The sequence below is a fragment of the Sphingobium sp. genome (assembly GCF_036170395.1).
Taxonomy (GTDB): domain Bacteria; phylum Pseudomonadota; class Alphaproteobacteria; order Sphingomonadales; family Sphingomonadaceae; genus Sphingobium.
The window spans coordinates 1-26,604 of the sequence record NZ_JAVHPD010000039.1 but is presented as its reverse complement, the minus strand read 5'-3'; the positions used below and the strand labels follow the sequence as shown (position 1 = coordinate 26,604).

General features: G+C 66.4%; 19 protein-coding genes. 17 read left to right on the top strand and 2 right to left on the bottom strand.

Annotation, left to right across the window (positions count from 1 at the left end; genetic code table 11):
• The first annotated feature begins 34 nt into the window (after nt 1-34).
• From zwf to V2B31_RS10485, 5 genes are all read left to right on the top strand, one after another.
• Nucleotides 35-1,495 (top strand): glucose-6-phosphate dehydrogenase, encoded by a 1,461-nt coding sequence (gene zwf / locus V2B31_RS10505; RefSeq protein ID WP_328278224.1) that lies wholly within the window; start codon nt 35-37, stop codon nt 1,493-1,495.
• A complete protein-coding gene (gene edd / locus V2B31_RS10500; RefSeq protein ID WP_328278223.1) occupies nt 1,488-3,314 on the top strand; it encodes a phosphogluconate dehydratase in 1,827 nt (608 codons plus the stop codon). The genes zwf and edd overlap by 8 nt, the downstream gene beginning before the upstream one ends.
• Nucleotides 3,315-3,441: 127 nt before the next feature.
• Nucleotides 3,442-4,416: a glucokinase gene (gene glk / locus V2B31_RS10495; protein ID WP_328278221.1), complete on the top strand. Its 975-nt coding sequence runs from the start codon at nt 3,442-3,444 to the stop codon at nt 4,414-4,416.
• 1 nt (nt 4,417) lies between these two features.
• Nucleotides 4,418-5,047, top strand: a complete 630-nt coding sequence (gene eda, locus V2B31_RS10490) for a bifunctional 4-hydroxy-2-oxoglutarate aldolase/2-dehydro-3-deoxy-phosphogluconate aldolase (protein WP_328278219.1) — start codon at nt 4,418-4,420, stop codon at nt 5,045-5,047.
• A gap of 41 nt (nt 5,048-5,088) precedes the next feature.
• Nucleotides 5,089-5,601 (top strand): hypothetical protein, encoded by a 513-nt coding sequence (locus V2B31_RS10485; RefSeq protein ID WP_328278218.1) that lies wholly within the window; start codon nt 5,089-5,091, stop codon nt 5,599-5,601.
• Nucleotides 5,602-5,775: 174 nt separating this feature from the next.
• On the opposite strand, the gene V2B31_RS10480 is transcribed toward V2B31_RS10485, so the two are convergent.
• Nucleotides 5,776-6,753: an Mrp/NBP35 family ATP-binding protein gene (locus V2B31_RS10480; protein ID WP_328278216.1), complete on the bottom strand. Its 978-nt coding sequence runs from the start codon at nt 6,751-6,753 to the stop codon at nt 5,776-5,778.
• A 73-nt stretch (nt 6,754-6,826) separates the two neighbouring features.
• Between V2B31_RS10480 and hflK the strand changes: the two genes are divergently transcribed.
• The 8 genes from hflK to V2B31_RS10440 all read left to right on the top strand — a co-directional run bounded on the left by hflK (nt 6,827) and on the right by V2B31_RS10440 (nt 17,028).
• Entirely contained in the window at nt 6,827-7,933 is a 1,107-nt protein-coding gene (hflK, locus tag V2B31_RS10475; protein WP_328278214.1) for an FtsH protease activity modulator HflK, read from the top strand.
• The gene (gene hflC, locus V2B31_RS10470) at nt 7,933-8,778 is read left to right on the top strand and encodes a protease modulator HflC (RefSeq protein WP_328278212.1); all 846 of its coding nucleotides are present in this window, start codon (nt 7,933-7,935) and stop codon (nt 8,776-8,778) included. Before hflK ends, hflC begins: the two co-directional genes overlap by 1 nt.
• A gap of 126 nt (nt 8,779-8,904) precedes the next feature.
• Nucleotides 8,905-10,410 (top strand): Do family serine endopeptidase, encoded by a 1,506-nt coding sequence (locus V2B31_RS10465; RefSeq protein WP_328278210.1) that lies wholly within the window; start codon nt 8,905-8,907, stop codon nt 10,408-10,410.
• Between the two features lie 161 nt (nt 10,411-10,571).
• The gene (locus V2B31_RS10460; RefSeq protein ID WP_328278208.1) at nt 10,572-12,206 is read left to right on the top strand and encodes a helicase HerA-like domain-containing protein; all 1,635 of its coding nucleotides are present in this window, start codon (nt 10,572-10,574) and stop codon (nt 12,204-12,206) included.
• Nucleotides 12,207-12,242: 36 nt separating this feature from the next.
• Nucleotides 12,243-13,361 carry a prolyl hydroxylase family protein gene (locus V2B31_RS10455; RefSeq protein WP_328278206.1) on the top strand — a complete coding sequence of 373 codons (1,119 nt, stop codon included), beginning with the start codon at nt 12,243-12,245 and terminating at the stop codon, nt 13,359-13,361.
• A gap of 89 nt (nt 13,362-13,450) precedes the next feature.
• Entirely contained in the window at nt 13,451-14,755 is a 1,305-nt protein-coding gene (locus V2B31_RS10450; RefSeq protein ID WP_328278204.1) for an MFS transporter, read from the top strand.
• A complete protein-coding gene (cysK, locus tag V2B31_RS10445) occupies nt 14,752-15,669 on the top strand; it encodes a cysteine synthase A (protein ID WP_328278202.1) in 918 nt (305 codons plus the stop codon). Before V2B31_RS10450 ends, cysK begins: the two co-directional genes overlap by 4 nt.
• An 18-nt stretch (nt 15,670-15,687) precedes the next feature.
• The gene (locus V2B31_RS10440) at nt 15,688-17,028 is read left to right on the top strand and encodes a cell wall hydrolase (protein ID WP_328278200.1); all 1,341 of its coding nucleotides are present in this window, start codon (nt 15,688-15,690) and stop codon (nt 17,026-17,028) included.
• Here the strand turns inward: V2B31_RS10440 and V2B31_RS10435 are convergent.
• A complete protein-coding gene (locus tag V2B31_RS10435) occupies nt 17,012-18,097 on the bottom strand; it encodes a helix-turn-helix transcriptional regulator (protein WP_328278197.1) in 1,086 nt (361 codons plus the stop codon). The genes V2B31_RS10440 and V2B31_RS10435 overlap by 17 nt on opposite strands.
• Before the next feature lie 178 nt (nt 18,098-18,275).
• Between V2B31_RS10435 and V2B31_RS10430 the strand changes: the two genes are divergently transcribed.
• The 4 genes from V2B31_RS10430 to rpoC form a co-directional block, all read left to right on the top strand.
• Complete coding sequence (locus V2B31_RS10430; RefSeq protein WP_328278193.1) at nt 18,276-19,439, top strand: MFS transporter; 1,164 nt, start codon at nt 18,276-18,278, stop codon at nt 19,437-19,439.
• A 306-nt stretch (nt 19,440-19,745) separates the two neighbouring features.
• On the top strand, nt 19,746-23,912 hold the full coding sequence (gene rpoB / locus V2B31_RS10425) for a DNA-directed RNA polymerase subunit beta (protein ID WP_328278189.1): 4,167 nt from the start codon (nt 19,746-19,748) through the stop codon (nt 23,910-23,912).
• Entirely contained in the window at nt 23,909-24,190 is a 282-nt protein-coding gene (locus V2B31_RS10420; RefSeq protein ID WP_328278186.1) for a hypothetical protein, read from the top strand. The genes rpoB and V2B31_RS10420 overlap by 4 nt, the downstream gene beginning before the upstream one ends.
• Before the next feature lie 28 nt (nt 24,191-24,218).
• A partial coding sequence (gene rpoC, locus V2B31_RS10415; RefSeq protein ID WP_328278180.1) for a DNA-directed RNA polymerase subunit beta' occupies nt 24,219-26,604 on the top strand: 2,386 nt, incomplete at its 3' end.

Here is a 26,604-nt window from a genome sequence, read left to right as displayed (position 1 = left end):
ACATAGACAACTTCCAAACGGAGGGGGGATTCCCTTGACCGAACCGTCTGCCACGTTCCTGCTCTTCGGCGCCACGGGCGATCTCGCCCGCCGGATGATCTTTCCCTCGCTCTACAATCTTCATGCCGACGGGCTGCTGCCCGAGGATTTCCTGATCGTCGCATCGGGCCGCTCGGAGATGGACGATGACGCCTTCCGCGAGGATGTGGATGCGGCGTTGCAGCAGTTTCTGGGCGATCGCTACACGGCGGAGCTGGCGGGCAGCTTCCTGCCGATGATCTGCTATCAGCCGGTCGAGGCGGGCAATGCCGATCAACTGGCGGCGCTGGCCGAGCGGATCGATGGGCGGGCCGAGCGCGGTCTCTCAGTCTATCTCTCCACCCCGCCCTCGCTCTTCGCGCCGACCGCTCAAGGATTGGCCGATGCGGGCCTGATCCGCCCCGACACGCGGATCGCGATGGAAAAGCCGATCGGCAAGGATCTGGCCTCCTCAAAAGCGGTCAATGACGGCATCGGCGCGCTGTTCGATGAAAGCCAGATTTTCCGGGTCGATCATTATCTCGGCAAGGAAACGGTCCAGAACCTCCTCGCGCTACGCTTCGGCAATGTCATGTTCGAGCCGCTGTGGAACGCGACCGCGATCGACCATGTGCAGATCACCGTGGGGGAGACGGTGGGGCTGGAGGGCCGCGTTTCCTATTATGACGGCGTCGGCGCGCTGCGCGACATGGTGCAGAACCATATGCTCCAGATATTGTCGATCATCGCGATGGAACCGCCCGCGCGCATGGACCCGACCGCCGTGCGCGACGAGAAGGTGAAGGCGCTGCGCTCGCTCCGCCCGATGACCGGCGAAACGGTCAAGACCCACAGCGTGCGCGGCCAATATACGCCGGGCGCCGTCTGCGGCCAGATCGTCACCGGCTATGCCGACGAACTCGGCCAGCCGTCCGACACGGAGACCTTCGTGGCGTTGAAGGCGCATATCGACAATTGGCGCTGGCAGGGGGTGCCCTTCTACCTGCGGACCGGCAAGCGGATGCCCGCGCGCCAGTCCGAGATCGTGATCCAGTTCAAGCCGGTGCGGCACAGCATCTTCGGTCGCGACGGGCATGGCACGGGGCTTGAACCCAACACCATGGTCATCCGCCTTCAGCCCGAGGAATATATCCGGCTTCAGATCATGTCGAAGCGGCCTGGCCTCGAACGGCAAGTGCGGCTGGAGGAAGTGACGCTCGACGTCTCCCTGACCGCCGCCTTCGCGGGGCAGCGCCGCCGCATCGCCTATGAACGGCTGATCCTCGACCTGCTCGCCGGCGACCAGACGTTGTTCGTGCGCCGCGACGAGGTGGAGGCGCAATGGACCTGGATCGACAGCATCATCGAAGGGTGGAAGGACGCCAATATGAAGCCCGCCCCCTATAGTTCGGGGAACTGGGGGCCATCCTCGGCCATTGCCCTGATCGAACGCGACGGAGCAAGCTGGCATGACTGATCTTCACCCGACCATCGCCAAGGTGACCGAGCGCATCGTCGAGCGCAGCCGACTGCGCCGCCGACACTATCTCGACCTGATCGAGCGCGGCCGCGACGCGGGCACCAACCGCGCGCAACTCTCCTGCGGCAACCTCGCCCATGGCTTTGCGGCGAGCGGCGAAGACAAGCCGGTGATCCGCACCGGCCAGGCGATGAACATCGGCATCGTCACCGCCTATAACGACATGCTTTCGGCGCATCAGCCCTATGGCCGCTACCCCGAGCAGATCAAGATCGCCGCGCGCGAAGTCGGCGCGACGGCGCAGGTCGCGGGCGGCGTGCCGGCGATGTGCGACGGCGTGACCCAGGGGCAGGCGGGCATGGACCTGTCGCTGTTTTCGCGCGACACGATCGCGATGGGGACGGCGGTGGCGCTCAGCCATGCGATGTTCGAGGGCGCTCTGCTGCTCGGCATCTGCGACAAGATCGTGCCGGGCTTGCTGATCGGCGCGCTCCGCTTCGGTCATCTGCCGACCATCCTGATCCCCGCCGGGCCGATGCCCTCGGGCCTCGCCAACAAGGAAAAGGTGCGCATCCGCCAGCTCTATGCGGAGGGCAAGGTCGGGCGCGAGGAACTGCTGGAGTCCGAAAGCGCCTCCTATCATGGCGCGGGCACCTGCACCTTCTATGGCACGGCGAACAGCAACCAGATGATGATGGAGATGATGGGCCTGCACATGCCCGCCGCCTCCTTCGTCAATCCGGGCACGAAGCTGCGGACCGAGCTGACCCGCGCGGCGGTGCATCGGGTGGCGTCGATCGGCTGGGATAGCGAGGATTACCGGCCGCTCGGCCATTGCGTCGATGAAAAGGCCATCGTCAACGCCATGATCGGCCTGATGGCGACGGGCGGATCGACCAACCAAGCCATCCATCTGCCCGCCATCGCGCGCGCGGCGGGGATCAGTATCGACTGGACCGACCTTGCCGAGATTTCCGATGTCGTGCCGCTGCTGGCGCGCGTCTATCCCAACGGGTCGGGCGACGTGAACCATTTCCATGCGGCGGGCGGGATCAGCTTCGTGATCCGCGAGTTGCTCGACGCGGGCCTCCTCCACCGCGACATCATGACGGTCGCGCGGGCGGACCTCACCGACTATGGCAAGGAGCCGGTGCTGGAGAATGAGGCGCTGACCTGGAAGGATGTGCCTGAAAGCCGCGACGAAAATATGCTGCGGCCGGCGTCCAATCCCTTCCAGCCCGATGGCGGCATGAAGCTGCTCCAGGGCAATCTCGGCCGCTGCGTCATGAAGGTGAGCGCGGTCGACAAGGAGCGATGGACGATCGAGGCGCCCGCCGCCGTCTTCCACGATCAGGACGATGTGCTGCGCGCCTTCAAGGCCGGTGAGCTGGAGCGCGACGTGGTGGTGGTGGTCCGTTTCCAGGGGCCGCGCGCCAACGGTATGCCCGAACTGCACAAGCTGACACCGGCATTGGGCGTGCTCCAGGATCGCGGGTTCAAGGTCGCGCTGCTGACCGACGGCCGTATGTCCGGCGCGAGCGGCAAGGTGCCCGCGGCCATCCACCTGTCGCCGGAAGCCTTGGGCGGCGGCCCGATCGGCCGGCTGCGCGATGGCGATATGGTCCGGGTTTGCGCGGAAAGCGGCGTGGTCGAGGCGCTGGTCGAGGCGGCGGAATGGGACGCGCGCGAGCAGCCCTCCGCCCCGCCCCCGCCCTACGACACGGGCCGCGAGCTTTTCGCCCTGTTCCGCCATCACAGCGACCTTGCCGAACAGGGCGCGTCGGCCATGCTGGCGGCGATGGAGAGCGAGCTTTAAATCCAAAACAAACGTCATTCCCGCGAAGGCGGGAACCCATCTCCCAACGATGCGACAAGATGCACGGCCGGAGATGGATCCCCGCCTTCGCGGGGATGACGAACAAAAAAATCAGAGGCGCCTGACTATGACCGACATCATCGCCGCCGATATCGGCGGGACCAATGCCCGCTTCGCCCGCGCGTCGCTCGACGACAAGGGCGTGCCGACGCTCGGCACGGTGCGCAAATATAAGGTGGAGGATTATGCCAGCCTCCAGACCTGCTGGGCCGCCTTCGCCGCCGATGAGGAAGCGGCCGGCGCCGGTCCTCTGCCCGACGCCGCGTCGATCGCCTTTGCAACAGCGATCGGGCGCGAGGTCATCAAGCTCACCAACAGCAACTGGGTGATCCGCGCCGACACACTGGCGGAGGATCTGGGCGTGCGCACCGTGCGGCTGGTCAATGATTTCGAGGCAGTGGCCTTTGCGGTCTCGCGCCTGCCGCCGGAAAATCTGCCTTTGCTGTTCGGCGAGGACCGGCCTTTCCCCTATGATGGCGGCGTCACCATATTGGGGCCGGGCACGGGCCTGGGCGTCGCGATGATCGCCTATGACAATGGCGAGCCGCATGTCGTGGCGACCGAAGGCGGGCATCTCGACTTCGCGCCGCTCGACCATATCGAGGAGCGCATCCTCTCCTATCTGCGCGACAAGTTCCTGCGCGTCTCGACCGAGCGGATCGTGTCGGGGCCGGGGCTCAATTATATCTACAAGGCGCTGGCGACGATCGGGCATGAGCGGGTCGTGCTGATGGAAGACCCCGAATTGTGGCAGGCCGCGCTCGACGGTAGCGATCCCTTCGCGCGCCGCGCGCTGGAACGCTTCTGTATGTGCTATGGATCGGTCGCGGGCGACCTCGCGCTGGCGCATGGCCCTCATGCGGTGGTGCTGGCCGGTGGCCTCACCCAGCGAATGAAGGATTTTCTGACGCAGAGCGGCTTCCACGCCCGCTTCACGGCGAAGGGCCGGTTCGAGAGCCTGATGGCGACCGTGCCGATCCGCTGCGCCATCCATGACGAAATCGGCCTGTTCGGGGCCGCAGCAGCTTTCCGGGAGAAGTGAGATGAGCGACCTGACCGTAGCACAGGTGATGGAACTGGCCCCGGTGATCCCGGTGCTGGTAGTGGAGCGGGTCGAGGACGCACTGCCGATCGCGCGCGCGCTGGTAGCGGGCGGGCTGCCGGCGCTGGAGGTGACTCTGCGCACGCCCGCCGCGCTCGACGTGATCCGCGAGATGGCGCAGGTGGAGGGCGCGGTGGTGGGCGCGGGCACAGTGCTGAACCCCCGGCAACTGGACGAGGCGATGAAAGCGGGCGCGCGCTTTGCCGTGAGCCCTGGTCTTACCGAGCCGCTGGGGCGCGCGGCGATCGACGCTGGCCTGCCCTTCCTGCCCGGCACCGCGACCGCCGCCGACGTCATGCGCGGCATGGACATGGGGCTGACCCATTTCAAATTCTTCCCGGCGGCGACATCGGGCGGGCTGCCGGCGCTCAAGGCGCTGGCCGCGCCGCTGTACGAAGCCCGCTTCTGCCCTACGGGCGGCATCACCTTCGACAATGCGCCGGACTGGCTGGCCCAGCCCTTCATCAAATGCGTGGGCGGCACATGGCTGGTGCCCAAGGGGCCGGTCGATCCGGCGCGGATCGAGGCGCTGGCGCGCGACGCCGCCGCCCTGCCCCGCGCCGGCGTTTGATCCGGTTGCGCGCGGCGCGGCAGCCCCCTAGATGGGCAGGCATGACACCGCGCCGCCTCCTTGCCGCCCTCGCTCTCCTGCTGTCAGGCTGCGCCGGCGCGCCGGAAACCTACCCTTCGCTCGCCAAGCGGCCGATCGAGAGCGCGCCGGTGGCCGATGTCGCGCCGCCGCCCGCGCCTGTCCCCGCCGATGCGGCGCTGTCGGCCGAGATCGCAAGCTATGTCGAACAGGCGGACAAGGGCGCGGCGGCGTTCGATGCGGCGCATGACAAGGCCGACCGCGCGGTGCGCGCGGCAGCCGGCGCGGCGGTGTCGAGCGACGCCTGGGTTGCCGCGCAGGTCGCGATCAGCGCGCTGGAGGCGGCGCGCAACGACAGCGTCTCGGCGCTCGCCAGCCTCGACACCCTCTATGTCCAGCGCAGCAATGCGGTGGCGGACGGCAAGGCGACGGGCGGCCTGGACGACATAGACGCCGCGCGCGCCGCCGCTTTGTCGCTTGTGGACCAGCAGAACGACCGCATCGACGCGATGAAGGCGCGCCTGCCGCAGCCTTGACACGCTCCTTCTCCCCTGGGGGGAGAAGGATACGGAGCCTTGCCGCGTCGCGGCTAGGCGACGTTGGATGAGGGGGCAGCGCGTTGTCGTGGCGTCCAGACCCCTCACCCAGTTACGACTAGGCAGCAAGCTGCCAAGTCTTCGCAGCCCTCTCCCCCCAGGGGAGAGGGATATTTATCCCGCCGTTTTCAACCAGTCCGCCACTTTGCGCGCGACGCTCATGAACGCATCGGCATGAACCCCGTCCCCCGCCGCCGGGGGATCGCCGGCGTCGGAGCGTCGGCGAATGTCGATGGCGAGGGGGATGCGGCCGAGGAAGGGCATGGCGAGCGCTTCCGCTTCGCGTTCCGCGCCGCCCTGGCCGAAGGGGTCGGAAATTTCGCCACAATGGGGGCAAGCATAGCCGGCCATATTCTCGACCAGGCCGACCATCGGCACGCCGGCCTGCGCGAACAGGCTGACGGCGCGGGCCGCGTCGATCAGGGCCAGATCCTGCGGGGTCGAGACGATCAACGCGCCGGCGGGCTTGTGCTTCTGGATCATGGTGAGCTGAATGTCGCCGGTGCCGGGCGGCATGTCGACCACCAGCAGGTCGGTGTCGCCCCACGCCGCCTCGATCAACTGGGTGAGCGCATTGCCGACCATCGGCCCGCGCCAGGCGAGCGCCTTGCCCGGTTCGACCAGATGCGCCATCGACAGCATCGGGATGCCGAGCGTGCCGGTGACGGGATTGAGCTTCTTGTCCTGCGCGGTCGGCTTGCTGTCCTCGCTGCCCATCAGCTTCGCCTGCGAGGGGCCGTAAATGTCGGCATCGACCAGGCCCACCTTCACCCCCAGCCGGTGCAGCGCGACGGCGAGATTGGCAGACAAGGTGGATTTGCCGACGCCGCCCTTGCCCGACGCGACGGCGAGGATGCGCGGCGGCGTGGGGGCGCTCTGCCGCTCGGCGGTTTCGATGACGCGCACCTCGCGCACATTGTCCACGGCCAGAGCCCCTTCGCGGATCGCCGCAGCGAGCCCTTCGCGCTGCTGGGCGGACAGGCCGGCGACGTCGAGCGTCAGGGTCATGACCCCGTCGCGCACGCGCGGCGCGCTAGCGCGGCCGTCGGTAAGAGCGGCGAGGCGGGCGGCGAAATCGGCTAGATCGGTCATGGTGCGACGCTCTAGGAAATTATCGCGCCCATTTGCACTGTTTTTCGGTACCGAGCCTACCTATAGAAGAGGCATGAAACGACACTTCGGGTGGATGCCCGCGATAACAGCGATGGTCCAAGGCCCCTGGGGCGGCAAGAATGACGGGCCGGACGGCGACGGACAGAAAGGCGGCGACGCCGGGCCGCGCAATCCGTGGACCCAGCCGGGCAAGCCCGCCGGCGGGCAGAAAGGCCCGTCCGCGATCGAGGAACTGCTGCGGCGGGGCCGGGAAAGTTTCGGCAATGGCGGCGGCGGTTTCGGCGGTCTTCCGCCGCGCGCCACCGGCCGGGCGATCTGGCCGATCGCGGTCGGCATCGTCGTGCTGCTGTGGCTGGTGCTCACCAGCTTCCACCGGGTCGGGCCGCAGGAGCGCGGCGTCGTCACCATGCTGGGCAAATATAGCCGCACCTTGTCACCCGGCATCAGCCTGACGCTGCCCGCGCCGTTCGAGGCGGTGACGACGGTCGATGTCGAGGAAATCCGCACCATCGACATTGGATCGGTGAGCGCGGAGAGCGAGAATCTGGTGCTGACCGGCGACCAGAATATCATCGACCTCGCTTATTCGGTGCGGTGGAATATCCGCAATCCCGAGCTGTATCTGTTCCAGCTCAGCGAGCCGGACGACACGGTGCGCGAAGTGGCGGAAAGCGCGATGCGGTCCGTGCTCGCCAGCGTCAGCCTGGACGACGCGCTGGGCGCGGGGCGGACCACGATCGAGCAGCAGGTCGAACTGCGGATGCAGGAGATATTGGACGGATACCGTTCGGGCATCCGCATCCAGGGCGTGGCGATCAAGCAGGCCGACCCGCCGGCCGCGGTCAACGACGCCTTCAAGGCGGTGTCCGCCGCGCAGCAGGAAGCGCAGAGCTATCTCAACAAGGCGCGCGCCAACGCCCAGCAGGTGACGGCGCAAGCACAGGGCGAGGCCGCCGCCTTCGACAAGGTCTATGAGCAGTACAGGCTCGCGCCCGACGTCACCCGCCGCCGTATGTATTATGAAACCATGGAGGGCGTGTTGTCCGGCGTCGACAAGACCATCGTGGAGGGCGGCAATGTGACGCCCTATCTGCCGCTGCCCGAAATCAAGCGGCGCGCGGCGCAGGGCGCGGCCGCCGGCGCGACGGAGGCGCAGTAATGGGCGCGCTCCGCCACCCCGTCGCCCTGGCGCTGATCGTGCTGTTCGCGCTGATCCTGCTGGGCAGCACCGTCGCGATCGTGCCCGAAACAAAGCAGGGCGTGATCGTCCGCTTCGGCAATCCCGAATATATCATCAACCGCTATCGCCCCAACGAGACGTTCGGCAAGACCGGCGCGGGCGTCATCGTGCGTGCGCCCTTCGTCGATCAGATCGTCTGGATCGACAAAAGGGTGCTCTCGGTGGAAATGGATCGGCAGCAGGTGCTCTCGACCGATCAGCTGCGCTTGCAGGTCGATGCGTTCGCGCGTTACCGCATTGTCGATCCACTGCGCATGTATATCGCGGCGGGCAGCGAGGAGCGCGTATCCGACGCATTGCGCCCGATCCTCGGGTCGGCGCTGCGGAACGAGCTGGGCAAGCGGCCCTTCGCCGCGCTGCTTTCGCCCGAGCGGGGGCAGGTGATGCAGAATATCGAGACCGGCCTCAACCGCGTCGCCCGCCAATATGGCGCGGAGATCGTGGATGTGCGGATCAAACGCGCCGACCTGCCCGACGGCACGCCGCTGGACAGCGCCTTCACCCGGATGCGGACGGCGCGCGAGCAGGAAGCGCTGACGATCCGCGCCCAGGGCACCAAGCAGGCGCAGATCATCCGCGCCGAGGCGGACGCCAACGCCGCGCGCATCTACGCCGAAAGCTATGGCAAAGACCCGGACTTCTATGATTTCTACCGGGCGATGCAGAGCTATCGCTACACCTTCTCCCCCGACCGGAACGGGCAGACCAACATCATCCTGTCGCCGGACAATGAATTCCTGCGGCAATTCCAGGGAAGGCGCTGATCCGGGCCGGCTTCGTTACGGAACCAGCGCCATTCAATGAGGGTTAAGGCAAGGCGGCGCATTTCCTGGGCTCCTGTTCAGAGTCCCGCCTTCCCATCCTGAAGATCCATGAGAGGACCGTCACGAGTGCGTTACGCTTATGCCATCACCGGCGCCCTGCTGCTCGGCGGCACCGCCATCGCCGTCACCACCGCTTCCAATGTCGGCGCGCAGGTCGCGCAGAATGAAGGCTTGCAGGCCGCAGCCCCGGCGGGCGCGCCGGCGAGCCTGGCCGACATGGTCGAGAAGCTCCAGCCGGCGGTGGTCAACATCTCGACCAAGCAGCGGGTGAAGGTGCAGAACCCCTTTGCCGGCACCCCGTTCGGCGACCTGTTCGGCCAGGGCCAGGGCGGCCAGCCCCAGACGCGGCAGGCGCAGTCGCTCGGCTCGGGCTTCATCATTTCGGCCGATGGTTACATCGTCACCAATAACCATGTGGTGTCGGCGGGCGCGGAAGGTGCGAGCGTCGAGCAGATCACGGTGACGCTCACCAATCGCGAGGAATATACCGCCAAGCTGGTGGGCCGCGATCCGGCGACCGACCTTGCGGTGCTCAAGATCACGGCCAGCAAGCCATTGCCCTTCGTCAAGTTCGGCGACAGCACCAAGGCGCGGGTGGGCGATTGGGTGGTCGCGATCGGCAATCCTTTCGCCCTCTCCGGCACGGTGACGGCGGGCATCATCTCCGCTCTGCATCGCGGCACCGGCGGCACCTATGACAAGTTCATCCAGACCGATGCGTCGATCAACCAGGGCAATAGCGGCGGCCCGATGTTCGACATGCGCGGCAATGTGATCGGCATCAATAGTCAGATATTGTCGCCCTCGGGCGGCAATGTCGGCATCGGCTTTGCGATTCCGTCCGAGCAGGCCGCGCCGATCGTGAACACGCTGATGAAGGGCCAGTCGGTCAAGCGCGGCTATCTGGGCGTGCAGATCAGCCCGTTGGGCGAAGACCTTGCGGACTCGCTGGGGCTGGCCAAGAATCGCGGGGAGTTCGTCCAGGGCGTGGAGCCAGGCAAGGGCGCGGACAAGGCCGGGATCAAGGCGGGCGACGTGATCGTCAGCGTCGCCGGCCAGGAAGTCAGCCCCGACCAGAATCTCTCCTCGATCGTCGCCAGCCAGCCGATCGGGTCGCGCGTGCCGATCGTCCTCATCCGCAACGGCCAGCGCCAGACGGTGACGGCGGTGGTGGGCGAGCGCCCGTCCGAGGATGAGCTGAACAGCTTCGCCCAGCAACAGGATGGCGACGATTTCAGCCAGCAGGACCAGGCCCCGGGCCAGGCGGCGCAGCAGTCGCTCGGTATTTCGGCGATCCCGCTGACGCCGACGATCATCCGCCAGCTCGGCATCGCCGCCGACACGCGCGGCATCGTCATCACCGCAGTGGACGGATCGACCGACGCGGGGGCCAAGGGGCTCCGGCGCGGCGATGTCATCATCAGCGCCAACAACCGCCCGGTCCTGAGCCAGGCAGACCTTGACGCGCAGGTGAAGGCGGTGTCGGCGCAGGGCCGCAACGCCATCCTGCTCCAGGTTCTGCGGCGCGGCCAGCCGGCGATCTTCCTGCCGGTGCGGTTGCGGGATAAGTAAGGGGGCGCTTGCCGCCCCTTTCCGCCGCAGCGATTGTTGCTAGAAGACTCGTCATTCCCGCGAAGGCGGGAATCCATCTCCCACGCCATCCGATCTGGTGACGTCAGGAGATGGATCCCCGCCTTCGCGGGGATGACGGCGTTTTGGGGAGGGATGGTGGCATGAGTGACGGCATCTTCATCGGTCTGGGCGCGCCGGAGAAGGATGGCGGCTTGCCCCAATATCTGAACCTGCGCCGCGCCAACCGGCATGGCCTGATCGCCGGCGCGACAGGAACTGGCAAAACGGTGACTTTGCAGGGCATTGCGGAGAGCTTCTCGGCGCTCGGCGTGCCGGTGTTCCTGGCCGATGTGAAGGGCGACCTCGCCGGGATTTCGATGGCCGGCTCCCCCACGGCCAAGAACGCCGAGAAGCTGGTCGCGCGCGCGGCGGAAGTCGGCATCGCCGACTACAGCTATGCTGACAATCCGGCGATCTTCTGGGACTTGTACGGGCAGCAGGGCCATCCGGTCCGCACCACCGTCAGCGAGATGGGGCCGCTGCTGCTGGCGCGGCTGATGGGTCTCAACGAGACGCAGGAAGGCGTGCTGACGATCGCCTTCAAATATGCCGACAAGGAAGGGTTGCTGCTGCTCGACCTCGGCGATTTGCAGGCGATGCTGGCCTATTGCGCGGAGAATGCTGATACGCTGTCCGCCCGCTACGGCAATGTGACCAAGGCCAGCGTCGGGGCGATCCAGCGGCAGTTGCTCCAGCTGGAAAGCCAGGGCGGCGACCATTTCTTCGGCGAGCCCGCGCTCGACATCCACGACATGATCCAGGTGGACGAAAAGGGGCGCGGCTATATCAATGTGTTGGCCGCCGACCGGCTGATGCAGAGCCCCAAGCTCTATGCGACCTTCCTGCTGTGGCTGCTGTCCGAACTGTTCGAAACGCTGCCCGAGGTGGGCGATCCCGACAAGCCCAAGCTCGTCTTCTTCTTCGACGAGGCGCACCTGTTGTTCGAGGATGCGCCCAAGGCGCTGACCGACAAGATCGAGCAGGTGGTGCGGCTGATCCGGTCGAAGGGCGTGGGCGTCTATTTCGTCACCCAGAACCCGATCGACATTCCAGAGGATGTGGCGGGCCAGCTCGGCAACCGGGTGCAGCACGCGCTGCGCGCCTTCACCCCGCGCGACCAGCGGGCGATCAAGGCGGCGGCCGAGACCTTCCGCATCAATCCCGACCTTGATGTCGAAACCGCGATCACCGAATTGAAGGTGGGCGAGGCTTTGGTGTCGCTGTTGCAGGAGGATGGATCGCCCGGCATCGTCCAGCGCACTTTGATTGCCCCGCCCCGCTCGCGCCTGGGTCCGCTGGAGCCGAAGGAACGGGCGATCATCCAGTCGATCTCGCCCTGCGCCGGCAAATATGACGAGGCGGTCGACCGGGAGTCGGCTGAGGAAATTCTCGCCGCGCGCGGCCAGGCGGCGGCTGCGGCGGCGCAGGCGCAGAAGGCGCAGGCCGAGGCCGACAAGGCGGCAGCGGCGCAGGCCAAGGTCGAGGCGAAGCAGCGCGAGGCGGACCTGAAAGAGCAGGCGCGGCGGGACGCGGCGGCGGCGCGGGAAGCGGCGAAGCCGAGCGCCCTCGATCGGGCGGTGCAGTCGGCGACACGGGCAGCGGGATCGTCGGTCGGGCGGCAGGTCGCCAATGAACTGGGCCGCGCCGTGTTCGGCGGATCGTCGCGGCGGCGGTCCTCGTCCGGCGGCATTGCCGGCCAGCTGGTGCGCGGCATATTGGGCAGCCTGTTCAAATAGCTGGCGCGCCGCGCCGGAGCGTGTAGCATCCGCGCCATGCAGAAGCTGTTCGTCAGCGGCGAGCCTGTGCCCTGGTTCCGCGCCCCGGCGCTGGATGGCAACCCGCGCTACGCCTTCGATTCCGCCGCTGGACGGTGGATGGTGATGCTGTTCATAGGGTCGGCCGGGCATGAGGCGGCGGCGGGGCCGCTCGCCGCGCTGGCCGCGTACCGCGACCTGTTTGACGATGAACGCGCCTGCTTCTTCGGCGTCACGATCGACCCGCAGGACGCGGCGCAGCAGCGGATCGCGCAGAGCCTGCCGGGCATCCGCTGGTTCCTGGATTATGAGGGGACGGTGTCGAGCCAATATGGCGCGGCCCGGCTGGACGGGACGAAGGCGGAATATACCCCTTTCTGGCTGCTGGTCGATCCGATGCTGCGGGTCCGGCGGCAGGCGCCGCTGCACCAAGTCGCTGAGATCATGGCGGAATTGCGCGGGCTGGTGGACCGTCCGGTGGAGCTGCCGACCGCGCCGGTGCTGGTGCTGCCTGGCATATTGCCGCCCGACCTCTGCCGCCGGCTGATCGGCCTCTATGACGGGCATGGCGGCGAGGAATCGGGCTTCATGCGCGAGGAGAATGGCATCACCGTCCACAAGATGGACCATAGCCACAAAAGGCGCGCCGACTATCATATCGAGGATATGAAGCTGGTCGATGGCCTGAAAGCGCTGATGGGACGGACGATCCGGCCGATGCTGGAGCGCGCTTTCCAGTTCAAGTCCACCCGGATCGAGCGGTTCATGGTTGCCTGCTATGACGGCGCGGTGGGCGGCCATTTCCGCCCGCACCGCGACAATAGCACCAAGGGCACGGCCCACCGGAAATTCGCCTGCACCATCAATCTCAATGCCGAGGACTATGAAGGCGGCGACCTGCGCTTTCCCGAATATGGCCAGCGCCTCTATCGCGCGCCGACCGGCGGTGCGGTGCTTTTCTCCTGCTCTATGCTGCACGAAGCGACGCCGGTGACGCGGGGCCGGCGCTACGCCTTCCTGCCCTTCTTCTACGATGACGAAGGCGCGCGGCTGCGCGAGGCGAACATGGCCTATGTCGCGCCGGAATTGCAGGGCTATCAGGCCGGGCTGGCGACGCAGGACAGCGCGGCCGGATAGGGCGATTTTGGACATGACAAGGAAAAGCAGCGCGGTGGGGGCGCTCGCGCGATTGCGCTGGTGGTGGCGGGCCGGCTAAGCCGCTTCCCATGACGGCCCCTCCCCCGCCGCGCCATCCGCTGCGCTTCGCCAATTTTCGCGCCTATCTGGTGGGGCGGTTCGCGGCCGTGCTGGCGCAGTATAGCATGATGATCGTGCTGGGCTGGCAAGCCTATAATATCGCGCGGGAAACGATGAGCACGGCGGGCGCTTCGGCGCAGCTTGGCCTTATCGGCCTGGCGCAGTTCCTGCCGCTCTTCTTCCTGACGCCGGTGACGGGGTGGGTTGCCGACCATTTCGACCGGCGGATGATTACCCGGCTGACGCTGTCCTTGCTGACGGCGGCTTCGGCGCTGCTGGCGTTCGCGACCTATGAGGGCTGGGTCAGCCTCACGCTGATCTTCGGCATCGCCGTGATCGTCGGCATTGCGCGTGCGTTCAACGGGCCGGCCTATGGCGCGCTCGCGCCCAATCTGGTGCCCGCAGCCGTGCTGCCCAATGCGATCGCGATTTCCAGCGTCGCGTGGCAGACGGGGATGATCGCCGGGCCGGCGCTCGGCGGCTATGCCTATGCGGCGACGCCCTGGGGCGCCTATGCGCTGGCGTGCGCGCTCTATGCGCTGGCGCTCGGCGCAATGTTCTTCATCGGCAGGGTGCCGCAGCCGGCGCGCGACCTCACCCGCCATCCGATCCGGCAGATGGTCGACGGCCTCATATATGTGAAGGGCAACCGGCTGGTGCTCGCGACGATCACGCTGGATCTGTTCGCTGTGCTGCTGGCCGGCGCGACCGCGCTGCTGCCGGTCTATGCCCGCGACATACTGCATGTGGGATCGGCGGGCCTCGGTCATCTCGCCGCCGCGCCGGGGATCGGCGCGGGGCTGATGGCGCTCTGGTTCTCGTTCCGGCCGATGAAACGCGAAGTCGGATTGAAGATGCTGGGCGCGGTGGTGCTGTTCGGCATCGCCACCATCGTCTTCGGCTGCACCGCATTTCTGCCCCGCTCCATCGCGATGGAGGTGGGCATCGGCGCGCTGGTGGTGCTGGGCGGGGCGGACATGGTGTCGGTGTTCATCCGCCAGTCGCTGGTGCAGCTGCATACCCCCGACGCGATGCGCGGACGGGTGTCGAGCCTGTCGCAGCTGACCATTTCCGCCTCTAACGAGCTGGGCGAGGCGGAAAGCGGCTTCCTGGCGGCGCTGGTGGGGCCGGTAGCGGCGGTGATCGGCGGCGGCATCGGCGCGATCGTCATCACGCTCATTTGGGCGCGGCTCTTTCCAGAATTGCGCCTTGCACGTAGTTTCGATCCACCCGACATCGGGCGAGCGGACCCCCATCAGGAGAAGACCTCGTGAAAGCTGCCTCGATACTCGAAACCATCGGCAACACCCCGCATATCCGCGTGCAGCGCCTATTCGGCGACGCAGAGGTGTGGATCAAGTCGGAGCGGTCGAACCCCGGCGGGTCGATCAAGGACCGAATCGCTCTCGCGATGATCGAGTCGGCCGAGGCGTCGGGCGCGTTGCAGCCGGGCGGCACGATCATCGAGCCGACGTCGGGCAATACGGGCGTTGGCCTTGCCATGGTCGCGGCGGTCAAGGGCTATAAGCTGGTGCTGGTCATGCCCGAGAGCATGTCGATCGAGCGGCGGCGGCTGATGCTCGCCTATGGCGCGAGCTTCGACCTGACCCCGCGCGAGAAGGGCATGAAGGGCGCGATCGAGCGCGCGCTGGAGCTGGTGGCGCAGACGCCGGGCAGCTGGATGCCGCAGCAGTTCGAGAACCCCGCCAATATCGACGTGCATGTCCATACGACGGCGGTCGAGATATTGACCGACTTCGGCGACGCGCCGATCGACGCGCTGATTACGGGGGTCGGCACCGGCGGGCATATCACCGGCACCGCCGAGGTGCTGAAGAAGGCGTGGCCCGACCTCAAGGTCTTCGCGGTCGAGCCGACGCTGTCCCCGGTCATCAGCGGCGGCCAGCCGGGACCACACCCGATCCAGGGCATCGGCGCGGGCTTCGTGCCGGCGAACCTGCATACGCAATTGCTCGACGGGGTGATCCAGGTCGATCCCGCCGACGCCAAGGACTATGCCCGCCGTGCCGCGCGTGAGGAAGGGATGCTGGTCGGCATTTCGTCTGGCGCGACGCTGGCGGCGATCGGGCAGAAGCTGAAGGAACTGCCGGCGGGGAGCCGTGTGCTGGGCTTCAACTATGATACGGGCGAGCGGTATCTTTCCGTGCCCGACTTCCTGCCGGAGTAAGGGCGAAGCGCCGGTCGCATGACATCTCCCGTTTTTGGCGACCGGCCGCATCCGCTTGTCTGGCTGGTCTGGGCGTTGATCCTGATCGGCCTGCCGATGGCGGTGGCGTCCTGGGAAAGCCGGCCGCGCGACGGGGCTACGGCGCGGTTTGATGCGGTTGCCGCCGCGCGGTTGCGCCGGCCTGCCACCCCGCCGCCGCCGGTCGAGCCGGTCCAGGTCTATGCCTTGCCCGCCGATCAGGCGCGGGCGCTCAACGCCGCCATCCCCTTCTCGCGCGATCCCAATCCGGCGGCGCGGCCGTTCGTCTTTGAGGGGTCGCAGGATGATCTGGCGCGGGCTACCGATTGCCTGGCAGCGGCCGAACTGTACGAAGCGGGCGACGATGCTGTCGGCGAGCAGGCGGTGGCCCAGGTGGTGCTGAACCGGGTCCGCCATCCCGCCTTTCCCAAGACCGTGTGCGGCGTGGTGTTCCAGGGACAGGAGCGCGCCACCGGATGCCAGTTCACCTTCACCTGCGACGGCGCGCTGGCGCGGACGCCCGGCGAGGCGGCTTGGAACCGCGCGCGGGAGATCGCCCGCGCCGCGCTGGCGGGTAAGGTTTTCAGGCCGGTCGGCCATGCCACCCATTATCATACCGACTGGGTGGTGCCCTATTGGAGCGGCAGCCTGGACAAGATCGTGGCGGTGGGCACGCACCTCTTCTTCCGCTGGCGCGGATGGTGGGGCACGCCGCAGGCCTTTCGCCTGAGCCGCTCCGGCGGCGAGCCGCTGATCCCGAAGATCGCCGGGCTTTCGCTCGCCCATGGGGATGCGTCGCCGGGCGCTCCGCCCCTGCCAGCCGCGACGCCGCCGGTGGAAGGATTGGCGGCACTCGCCGCCAAGCCACAGCAGGCGATCGGGGCGGAGTCGCTGGGCAAGAGCATCAGCGGCGCGCGGCTGGTGGGCATCGCGCCCGACGGCAAGGGGTTTCTGGTCGAACTGCCACGCGGCAGCGCGCCCGACAGTTGGCCCGCCATCGCGCAGACTTTTTGCGCGGGGCGGCCCGACTGCCGGATCATGGGATGGAAGGCGGGGAGCGCGCCCGCCGGCCTGCCGCTGACCGAGCCGCAGATGGCCGCGATGAGCTTCGCCTATATCCATGCGCTCGGCAGCGGCTTGCAGCGGGCGCTGTGGAATTGCGCGCAGACGCCGCGCGCCCTGCCCCGCGACTGTATGCGCGATCGCGTGCCGAGGGCTGCCGCCGCGCCGTCCGCGCAGCCGGGGCTTGCCGGGGTGCGGCGCAAGGAGCGGTTCGAGACGGTGAAGATCGCGCCGCCGGTCCCGCCCGCCGCTGCGAACGCCGTCAGTCCGGGGCGTTGAGCCGGGGCAGCCGGGCGACGCGAGCGACCAGTTCGGACTGGCGGCTGCAATCCATTTTCAGATAGATGGTCTTCATCTGGGTGCGGACGGTGGCGAGGGCCACGCCGCGCTCCTGCGACACCTGCTCCAGCGGCTTGCCCTCGCTCAGGCCCACCACCACCTCCGCCTCCGCGCGGGTGAGGCCGTAAAGCGCCCGGACGCGCGCGGCGAGCCCGGGGTCGCCTGCCTGCGGATCGGTGACGATGAGGACGATCTGCCGCTGATCGCCCGACCAGATGGCGGCAACCGACACGGCGAGCGGCAAGCCGCCCGCGCGCTGGATCAGACAGGCGGTGGCTTCCGTCGACTCCCGGTCCGCCGCCGCGCGCAGCGCTGCCTGGAGCAGCATATCGTCCTGCACACGGCGAGCGGCAATGTGGCGGTGGCGCAGCATCAGCGCGTCCTGGCGGCGCAGCATGGCCTCGGCCGCGCGGTTGCCGTCGATCAGCCTGCCCTGCGCACCCAGCAGGAACACCGCATGATCGACCAGGTCCAGCGTCGCACGCAGCGATTTGCCCTGGCCAGAGGCCCGATCGAGCTTGCGACGGATGTCGAACATGCGGCCGATATGGCCGACGCTGTCCTGCACCAGCGCGCGCTGCCGATCGTCGAAGGGCGCCTGGCTCTTGCCGCGATGCAGCCCGACATGGCCGATCGTCTCGCCATGCTGAACGATCCCGCCAAGGCAGCGGAAAGTGTCGTCGCCCATCGGGCGAATCCATTCATTATAGATGCGGCTGCCTTCATAGGCGCGGTCGGGCACCAGCGCTTCGACATCCCAGACCCGGTTGGGGGCGAGCCCTTCCAGCGCCTCCCCCCACAGATCGTCGCCCAGAAATTCCTCGTCATAAAGGGCCATCTGCTCGCCGGAGAAATAGCCCGAATAGCTCACCTCAGCGACATGCGCCGGCCCTAGACCCCAGTGCAGCACGCCCGACCGCGCACCTACCGCTTCCGCCAAGCGCGCCGCCAGCCGATCGAACGCGGCGTCGTCGGTCGCGGCGTCGTAAATCTCCTCGGTGCGGATCAATTCTTCATCCTCGGCCGACCAACCGATTGTTGCGGGGCGCCCTGCTTACACGTCTACCCGGACAAGAGCATTGGACAAATCGGTCATTTTCTATTTTAACCTATGATATGGTTGCGATTTCCATTGTGCATGCCGGCGTGCGTTACCAGATGGGCCTTGCCATGATGGAACGCAGAACTTGAGCCGGACAGGCCGCCACTGGTTATCGGTGGCCGCCTTGTCGATCATTGCCTTTCTGGCGCAGGGGGTCACGCTCTTCTCGCTGGGGCTGGTGATGCCGGCCATGGCGCGGGATTTCGGCGGCCATGCCGGATGGGCCGGGACCGCGCTGCTGACCGCGATGAGCCTGGCCAGCCTGCCCGTCGGTTGGGCGCTGACCCGGATGGACGCGCGCTGGATCGTAGCGGCCGGCGTGCTGCTGAGCGCAGCGGGATGGGCGGGAGCGGCGGCCAGCCATTATCGGCTGGCGCTGCTCTGCGCCATGGCGATCGCCGGCGTCGGCGTCGCCGCCGCGACGATCGTGCCGGGAATCGCGATCATCACCCGGGACATGGCCGCGCGGCGCGGGACGGCGTTGGCGATCTTCCTGGGCGCGACCATTGTCGCCGGCGCGGCTCTGCCGCCGGCGAGCGCCTGGGCGATCGACCTTTGGGGCTGGCGCGGGGCCATGGCGCGCGGCGCGGGCCTGATGCTGGCGCTGGGCCTGCCCCTTGTGCTGCTGGTGACGCGCGGGCCGGCGGGCGTGACGGAGGGTAGCGTGCGCCCCTCCCGCGTGGCGCTTGCGCAGCGGGACTTCCTGCTGGTGGCGGGCGCGATGACGCTGCTGCAACTGGCGATCAACGGGATATTGTTCGCCAGTGTGGACGCCTTGATGCACCAGGGGCTCGGTCAGGGGCGCGCTGTCGCCGCCTACAGCCTCGCCAACCTCGTCGGACTTCCGGCGCTGCTGATGGCGGGGCTGGTGACCGATCGGGTCGGCGCACGGCAGGCGATGGTCGCGATCAGCCTGATGCTGGCGGCGGGCAGCGCGGCGCTGGCAAGCGCCGGGCCGATGGGGCTGGCGGGCCTCGCCGCCTTCGTCCTGCTCTGGGGGGTGGCGAGCGCGCTGCCGGGGCAGGCCGGATCGATGCTGCTCGCCGATGTGGTGGGGCCAGCCGCCTTCCCCCGGATGCTCGGCGTAGTGACGGCGTCGATCGCCCTCATCGGCGCGCTGGCGCCGGTGCTGACCGATGCGCTGCGCGGCGCCGATGGCGGCTACACCCTCGCTATCCTCGTCTATGCGGCGTTGGCCGTGTTGGCGGCGCCGCTCGTTGCGATGGTCCGGCACAGGGGATCGGACTGACCCCCTTCACAAAATCCTATTCCGCGCCTATATGGCGTGTTCCAAACCGATCTGCCTTCTGCCATCGGCAAGAGGAGATCGTCCCCCGGTCCGCCCGGGGTCCGGTGTCGCGTAGCTCACGAAACCGGCGGGATTGGGCGGAAATCGGCGGGTCTTCAAGACGCTGACAGTGCGGATCGGACAGTCCCGGCCCGCACTTTTTTGCGTGATATGACAGGCGCGAATCACCTGTCATAACGCCGCAACCGGACTGAATTTCCGCTGCAATGCGGGAAAACACGACGAACCGTTACAGGCAGGAACCGCATGGCGACCAAAGCTCTCCCCCCCATCAGCAACACCGGCGCGAAGAAGCGCATCCGCAAGGTGTTCGGCGACATCCACGAAGTGGTGCAGATGCCGAACCTGATCGAGGTTCAGAGGGAGAGCTACGAACAATTCCTGCGGTCCGATCCGTCGATCGGCTATGTGTCTGGCCTGGAAAAGACGCTGCGCAGCGTGTTCCCGATCCGCGACTTCGCCGGCACCGCCGAAATGGACTTTGTCCATTACGAGCTGGAAGACCCCAAATATGACGTGGAAGAATGCCGCCAGCGCGGCATCACCTACGCTGCGCCGATGCGCGTGACGCTGCGCCTCATCGTATTCGAGGTGGACGCCGACACCGAAACCCGTTCCGTGCTCGATATCAAGGAGCAGGACGTCTATATGGGCGACATGCCGCTCATGACGCAGAACGGCACCTTCATCGTCAACGGCACCGAGCGCGTGATCGTCAGCCAGATGCACCGTTCGCCGGGCGTCCTGTTCGACCATGACCGCGGCAAGACCCATGCGTCGGGCAAATATCTCTTCGCCGCGCGCGTCATCCCCTATCGCGGCTCGTGGCTCGACTTCGAGTTCGACGCCAAGGACATCGTCAACGTCCGCATCGACCGCAAGCGCAAGCTGCCGGTCACGGCCTTGCTCTATGCGCTCGGCCTCAACGCCGAGGACATTCTCGGCCAGTTCTACAACAAGGTGACCTTCCTGCGCGGGGAAGGCGGCTGGCAGATTCCCTATGTCGCCGAAGCCTGGCGCGGCCTGAAGCCCGCCTTCGACATTGTCGACGCCAAGTCGGGCGAAGTCGTGTTCGCCGCCGGTCACAAGATTTCGCCCCGCGCCGCGAACAAGGCGGAGAAGGACGGGCTGGAAACGCTGCTCATTCCGACCGAGGAAGTCTATGGCCGCTACAGCGCCTATGACCTCATCAACGAGAGCACCGGCGAAATCTATATCGAGGCGGGCGACGAGGTGTCGCCGGAGAATCTCGAAAAGCTCGACAAGGCGGGCATCGACCGGCTGGAACTGCTCGACATCGACCATGTCACCACCGGTCCCTGGATCCGCAATACGCTGAAGGCCGACAAGGCCGAGGATCGTGACCAGGCGCTGGCCGACATTTATCGCGTCATGCGCCCCGGCGAGCCGCCGACGAAGGAAACGGCAGAATCGCTGTTCGCCGGCCTGTTCTTCGACCCCGAGCGCTACGACCTGTCGGCGGTCGGCCGCGTCAAGATGAACATGCGCCTCGACCTCGACGCCGAGGACACGGTGACGACGCTCCGCACCGAGGATATCCTCGCCGTGGTCAAGGAGCTGGTGAACCTCAAGGACGGCAAGGGCGAGATTGACGATATCGATAATCTCGGCAACCGTCGCGTCCGCTCGGTCGGCGAGCTGCTGGAGAACCAGTATCGCGTCGGCCTGCTGCGCATGGAGCGCGCGGTCAAGGAGCGCATGTCGAGCGTGGACGTGTCCACGGTCATGCCGAACGACCTCATCAACGCCAAGCCCGCCGTGGCCGCGGTGCGCGAGTTCTTCGGCTCCTCGCAGCTCTCGCAGTTCATGGACCAGACCAACCCGCTGTCGGAAGTCACCCACAAGCGCCGCGTGTCGGCGCTCGGGCCGGGCGGCCTGACCCGCGAGCGCGCGGGCTTCGAGGTGCGCGACGTTCACCCGACCCATTATGGCCGTATCTGCCCGATCGAGACGCCCGAAGGCCCGAACATCGGCCTCATCAACTCGCTCGCCACCTTCAGCCGCGTCAACAAGTACGGCTTCATCGAGACGCCCTATCGCCGCGTGATCGACGGCAAGGTGACGAACGATGTCGTCTATCTGTCCGCCATGGAGGAGGCCAAGCACACGATCGCACAGGCCAACGCCGAGCTGAACGAGGATGGCAGCTTCGTGGAAGACCTGATCTCCGCGCGCGAAGCCGGCGAATTCCTGATGGCGCCCAAGGACCATATCACGCTGATGGACGTCAGCCCCAAGCAGCTGGTGTCGGTCGCGGCCTCGCTCATTCCCTTCCTGGAGAATGACGACGCCAACCGCGCGCTGATGGGCTCCAACATGCAGCGCCAGGCGGTGCCTTTGGTCCGCGCCGAAGCGCCGTTCGTCGGCACCGGCATGGAAGGCACGGTCGCGCGCGACTCCGGCGCGGCGATCGCGGCGAAGCGCGCGGGCATCGTCGATCAGGTGGACGCCACCCGTATCGTCATCCGCGCGACGGGCGATGTCGAACCCGGCCAGTCGGGCGTCGATATCTACACGCTCCAGAAGTTCCAGCGCTCCAACCAGGACACCTGCATCAACCAGCGTCCGCTGGTGAAGGTCGGCGACCTGATCGAAGCCGGCGACGTCATCGCCGACGGCCCGTCGACCGAGTTTGGCGAGCTGGCGCTGGGCCGCAACACGCTGGTCGCGTTCATGCCCTGGAACGGCTATAATTATGAAGACTCCATCCTGATCTCCGAGCGGATCGTGAAGGATGACGTCTTCACCTCGATCCATATCGAGGAGTTCGAGGTCATGGCCCGCGACACCAAGCTGGGGCCGGAGGACATCACCCGCGACATCCCGAACGTCGGCGAGGAAGCGCTGCGCAACCTCGACGAGGCGGGCATCGTCTATATCGGCGCCGAAGTGGAGCCGGGCGACATTCTGGTCGGCAAGATCACCCCCAAGGGTGAATCGCCGATGACCCCGGAAGAAAAGCTGCTCCGCGCGATCTTCGGTGAAAAGGCGTCCGACGTGCGCGACACGTCGCTGCGTCTGCCGCCGGGCGTTGCCGGGACGGTCGTTGAAGTGCGCGTGTTCAACCGCCACGGCATCGACAAGGACGAGCGCGCCATGGCGATCGAGCGGGAGGAAATCGACCGGCTCGCCAAGGACCGCGAGGACGAACGCGCGATCCTCAACCGCGCGACCTTCAACCGGTTGCAGGAAATGCTGCTGGGCCAGACCGCTTCGGCAGCGCCCAAGGGCGTCAAGAAGGGCGTCGTCATCGACGAGGCTTTGCTGGGCGAGGTCGAGCGCCACGAATGGTGGAAGTTCGCGGTCGAGGACGATCAGCGCCAGGCCGGCATCGAAGCCGTCAAGGCGCAGTATGACGAAGCGGTGAAGCTGATCGTCGAGAAGTTCGAGGATCGCGTCGACAAGCTGCAACGCGGCGACGAACTGCCGCCGGGCGTGCTGAAGATGGTCAAGGTGTTCGTCGCGGTGAAGCGCAAGCTGCAGCCGGGCGACAAGATGGCCGGCCGTCACGGCAACAAGGGCGTCATCAGCCGCATCCTGCCGATCGAGGACATGCCGTTCCTGGAGGACGGCACCCATGTCGACATCGTGCTCAACCCGCTGGGCGTGCCGTCGCGCATGAATGTCGGGCAGATCTTCGAGACGCATCTGGGCTGGGCCGCGCGCGGCCTCGGCGAGCAGATCAAGCACGCTCTGGAAGACTGGCGCGAGGCCAATCCGAATGCGGAAGCGGGCGCAATGCCCGACGCGGTCAAGCAGCGGCTGCTCGACACTTATGGCCCGCAATATGCGGACCAGATCGAGGGCCGCGATGCCGAGCAGATCATCGATCTGGCCGAGCATCTGGGCCGCGGCGTGCCGATGGCGACACCGGTGTTCGACGGCGCGCGGGAAGCCGACGTGTCGAAGATGCTGGAACTGGCCGGGCTGCACAATTCGGGTCAGTCGGACCTGTATGACGGCCGGACGGGCGACAAGTTCGACCGCAAGGTGACGGTGGGCATCATCTATATGCTGAAGCTCCACCACCTGGTCGACGACAAGATCCACGCGCGGTCCATCGGCCCCTACAGCCTCGTCACCCAGCAGCCGCTGGGCGGTAAGGCGCAGTTCGGCGGCCAGCGCTTCGGCGAGATGGAGGTGTGGGCGCTCCAGGCTTATGGCGCTGCCTACACGCTCCAGGAAATGCTGACGGTGAAGTCCGACGACGTGGTCGGCCGCACCAAGGTCTATGAGGCGATCGTCAAGGGCGACGACACGTTCGAGGCCGGCATCCCGGAGAGCTTCAACGTGCTCGTCAAGGAAATGCGCAGCCTCGGCCTCAACGTCGAACTCGCCGCGATGGACGAAGTCGCGGACGACGACGACGGCCTCGCGCAGGCGGCGGAGTGATCCCGTTCGCGGGACATGAATGGAGTGAAAAAGCCTCGGTAGTTGTTTGTATTCATGTCGCGGATGGAAGCGAGGTCCGCACGGTCCAAGTGGACGAAGATGGACTTTGCTTCCAATGCGGTTCGACTGACGACGACCCGAAGTTAGCCCAGGTGCTGTGTTTAGATTGCGTGATTGATCGACCCGGCTTGAACGACGTGCCCGACATCCCCGTTAACTGGGTGGCACACCGCGAGGCCGACGAACGCTGGACGATCGAAGCGCAACCTGAAGATTGAACGACCTGCACGGTCCGGAGACAGAAAAATGAACGAACTGACCAACTTCGCCAATCCGGTTGCCAAGACCGAGACTTTCGATCAGATCCAGATCGGCCTTGCCTCGCCCGAGCGCATCCGGTCGTGGTCCTTCGGCGAGATCAAGAAGCCTGAGACGATCAACTATCGTACGTTCAAGCCCGAGCGTGACGGCCTGTTCTGCGCGCGCATCTTCGGTCCGATCAAGGACTATGAGTGCTTGTGCGGCAAGTATAAGCGCATGAAGTATAAGGGCATCGTCTGCGAAAAATGCGGTGTCGAGGTTACCGTATCGAAGGTCCGCCGCGAACGGATGGGCCATATCGAACTGGCAGCGCCCGTCGCGCATATCTGGTTCCTGAAGTCGCTGCCCAGCCGCATCGGCCTGCTGCTCGACATGCAGTTGAAGCAGCTTGAGCGCGTTCTCTATTTCGAGTCCTACATCGTCACCGAGCCGGGCCTCACCCCGCTGGAGAAGTTCCAGCTGCTGACCGAGGACGAGCTGCTCGACGCGCAGGACCAATATGGCGAGGACGCCTTCTCCGCCGGGATCGGCGCGGAAGCGGTCAAGCAGATGCTGATGGACCTCGACCTTGAGGGCGAGAAGCAGGCGCTGCTGGACGAGCTGGCCGTCACCAAGTCGGAACTGAAGCCCAAGAAGATCATCAAGCGCCTCAAGGTGGTTGAGTCCTTCCTGGAATCCGGCAACCGCCCCGAATGGATGATCCTGGACGTCGTGCCGGTCATCCCGCCCGAACTGCGTCCGCTGGTGCCGCTGGACGGCGGCCGCTTCGCGACCTCGGACTTGAACGACCTCTACCGCCGCGTCATCAACCGCAACAACCGCTTGAAGCGGCTGATGGAACTGCGCGCGCCGGACATCATCGTCCGCAACGAAAAGCGCATGCTGCAGGAAGCGGTCGATGCGCTGTTCGACAATGGTCGCCGCGGCCGCGTCATCACCGGCGCGAACAAGCGTCCGCTCAAGTCGCTGTCCGACATGCTCAAGGGCAAGCAGGGCCGCTTCCGCCAGAACCTGCTCGGCAAGCGCGTCGACTATTCGGGCCGTTCGGTCATCGTGACCGGGCCGGAATTGAAGCTGCACCAGTGCGGGCTCCCTAAGAAGATGGCGCTCGAACTGTTCAAGCCCTTCATCTACGCCCGCCTTGACGCCAAGGGTCTCAGCATGACCCTGAAGCAGGCGAAGAAGTGGGTCGAGAAGGAGCGCAAGGAAGTCTGGGATATCCTGGACGAGGTGATCCGCGAGCATCCGGTGATGCTGAACCGCGCGCCCACGCTGCACCGCCTCGGCATCCAGGCGTTCGAGCCTGTCCTGATCGAAGGCAAGGCGATCCAGCTGCACCCGCTCGTCTGCTCGGCCTTCAACGCCGACTTCGACGGCGACCAGATGGCCGTCCACGTCCCGCTGAGCCTTGAGGCCCAGCTGGAAGCGCGCGTGCTGATGATGTCCACCAACAACATCCTGTCGCCCGCCAACGGCAAGCCGATCATAGTGCCGTCGCAGGACATGGTGCTTGGCATCTATTATCTGTCGATGGAGCGCGAGGGCGAGCCGGGCGAAGGCATGTTGCTCGCCGACATGCAGGAAGTGCATCAGGCGCTCTACGCCAAAGCGGTGACGCTGCACTCGAAGATCATCAGCCGCGTGCCGCAGACCGACGAAGCCGGCAAGCAATATATGAAGCGGTTCGAAACGACGCCGGGCCGCATGTTGCTGGGCGAATGCCTGCCCAAGAGCCACAAGGTGCCCTTCGACGTGGTCAACCGCCTTCTCACCAAGAAGGAAATCGGCGACGTCATCGACCAGGTCTATCGCCACACGGGTCAGAAGGACACGGTGCTGTTCGCCGATGCGATCATGAGCCTCGGCTTCCGCCATGCGTTCCAGGCCGGCATCAGCTTCGGCAAGGACGACATGGTCATCCCCGACAGCAAGGTGACCTATGTCGATGAGACCAAGGCGCTGGTGGCTGACTATGAGCAGCAATATCAGGACGGCCTCATCACCCAGCAGGAAAAGTACAACAAGGTGATCGACGCCTGGAGCCGTTGCGGCGACCAGGTGGCGAACGCCATGATGGACGAAATCCGCGCCCAGCCCAAGGACGAGACTGGCCGCATGGCCCCGATCAACTCCATCTACATGATGGCGCATTCGGGCGCCCGTGGTAGCCAGGCGCAGATGAAGCAGCTCGCGGGCATGCGCGGCCTGATGGCCAAGCCTTCGGGCGAGATCATCGAAACGCCGATCATCTCGAACTTCAAGGAGGGCCTGACCGTCCTTGAATATTTCAACTCCACCCACGGCGCTCGCAAGGGCCTGGCCGACACCGCGCTCAAGACGGCGAACTCGGGTTACCTGACCCGCCGTCTGG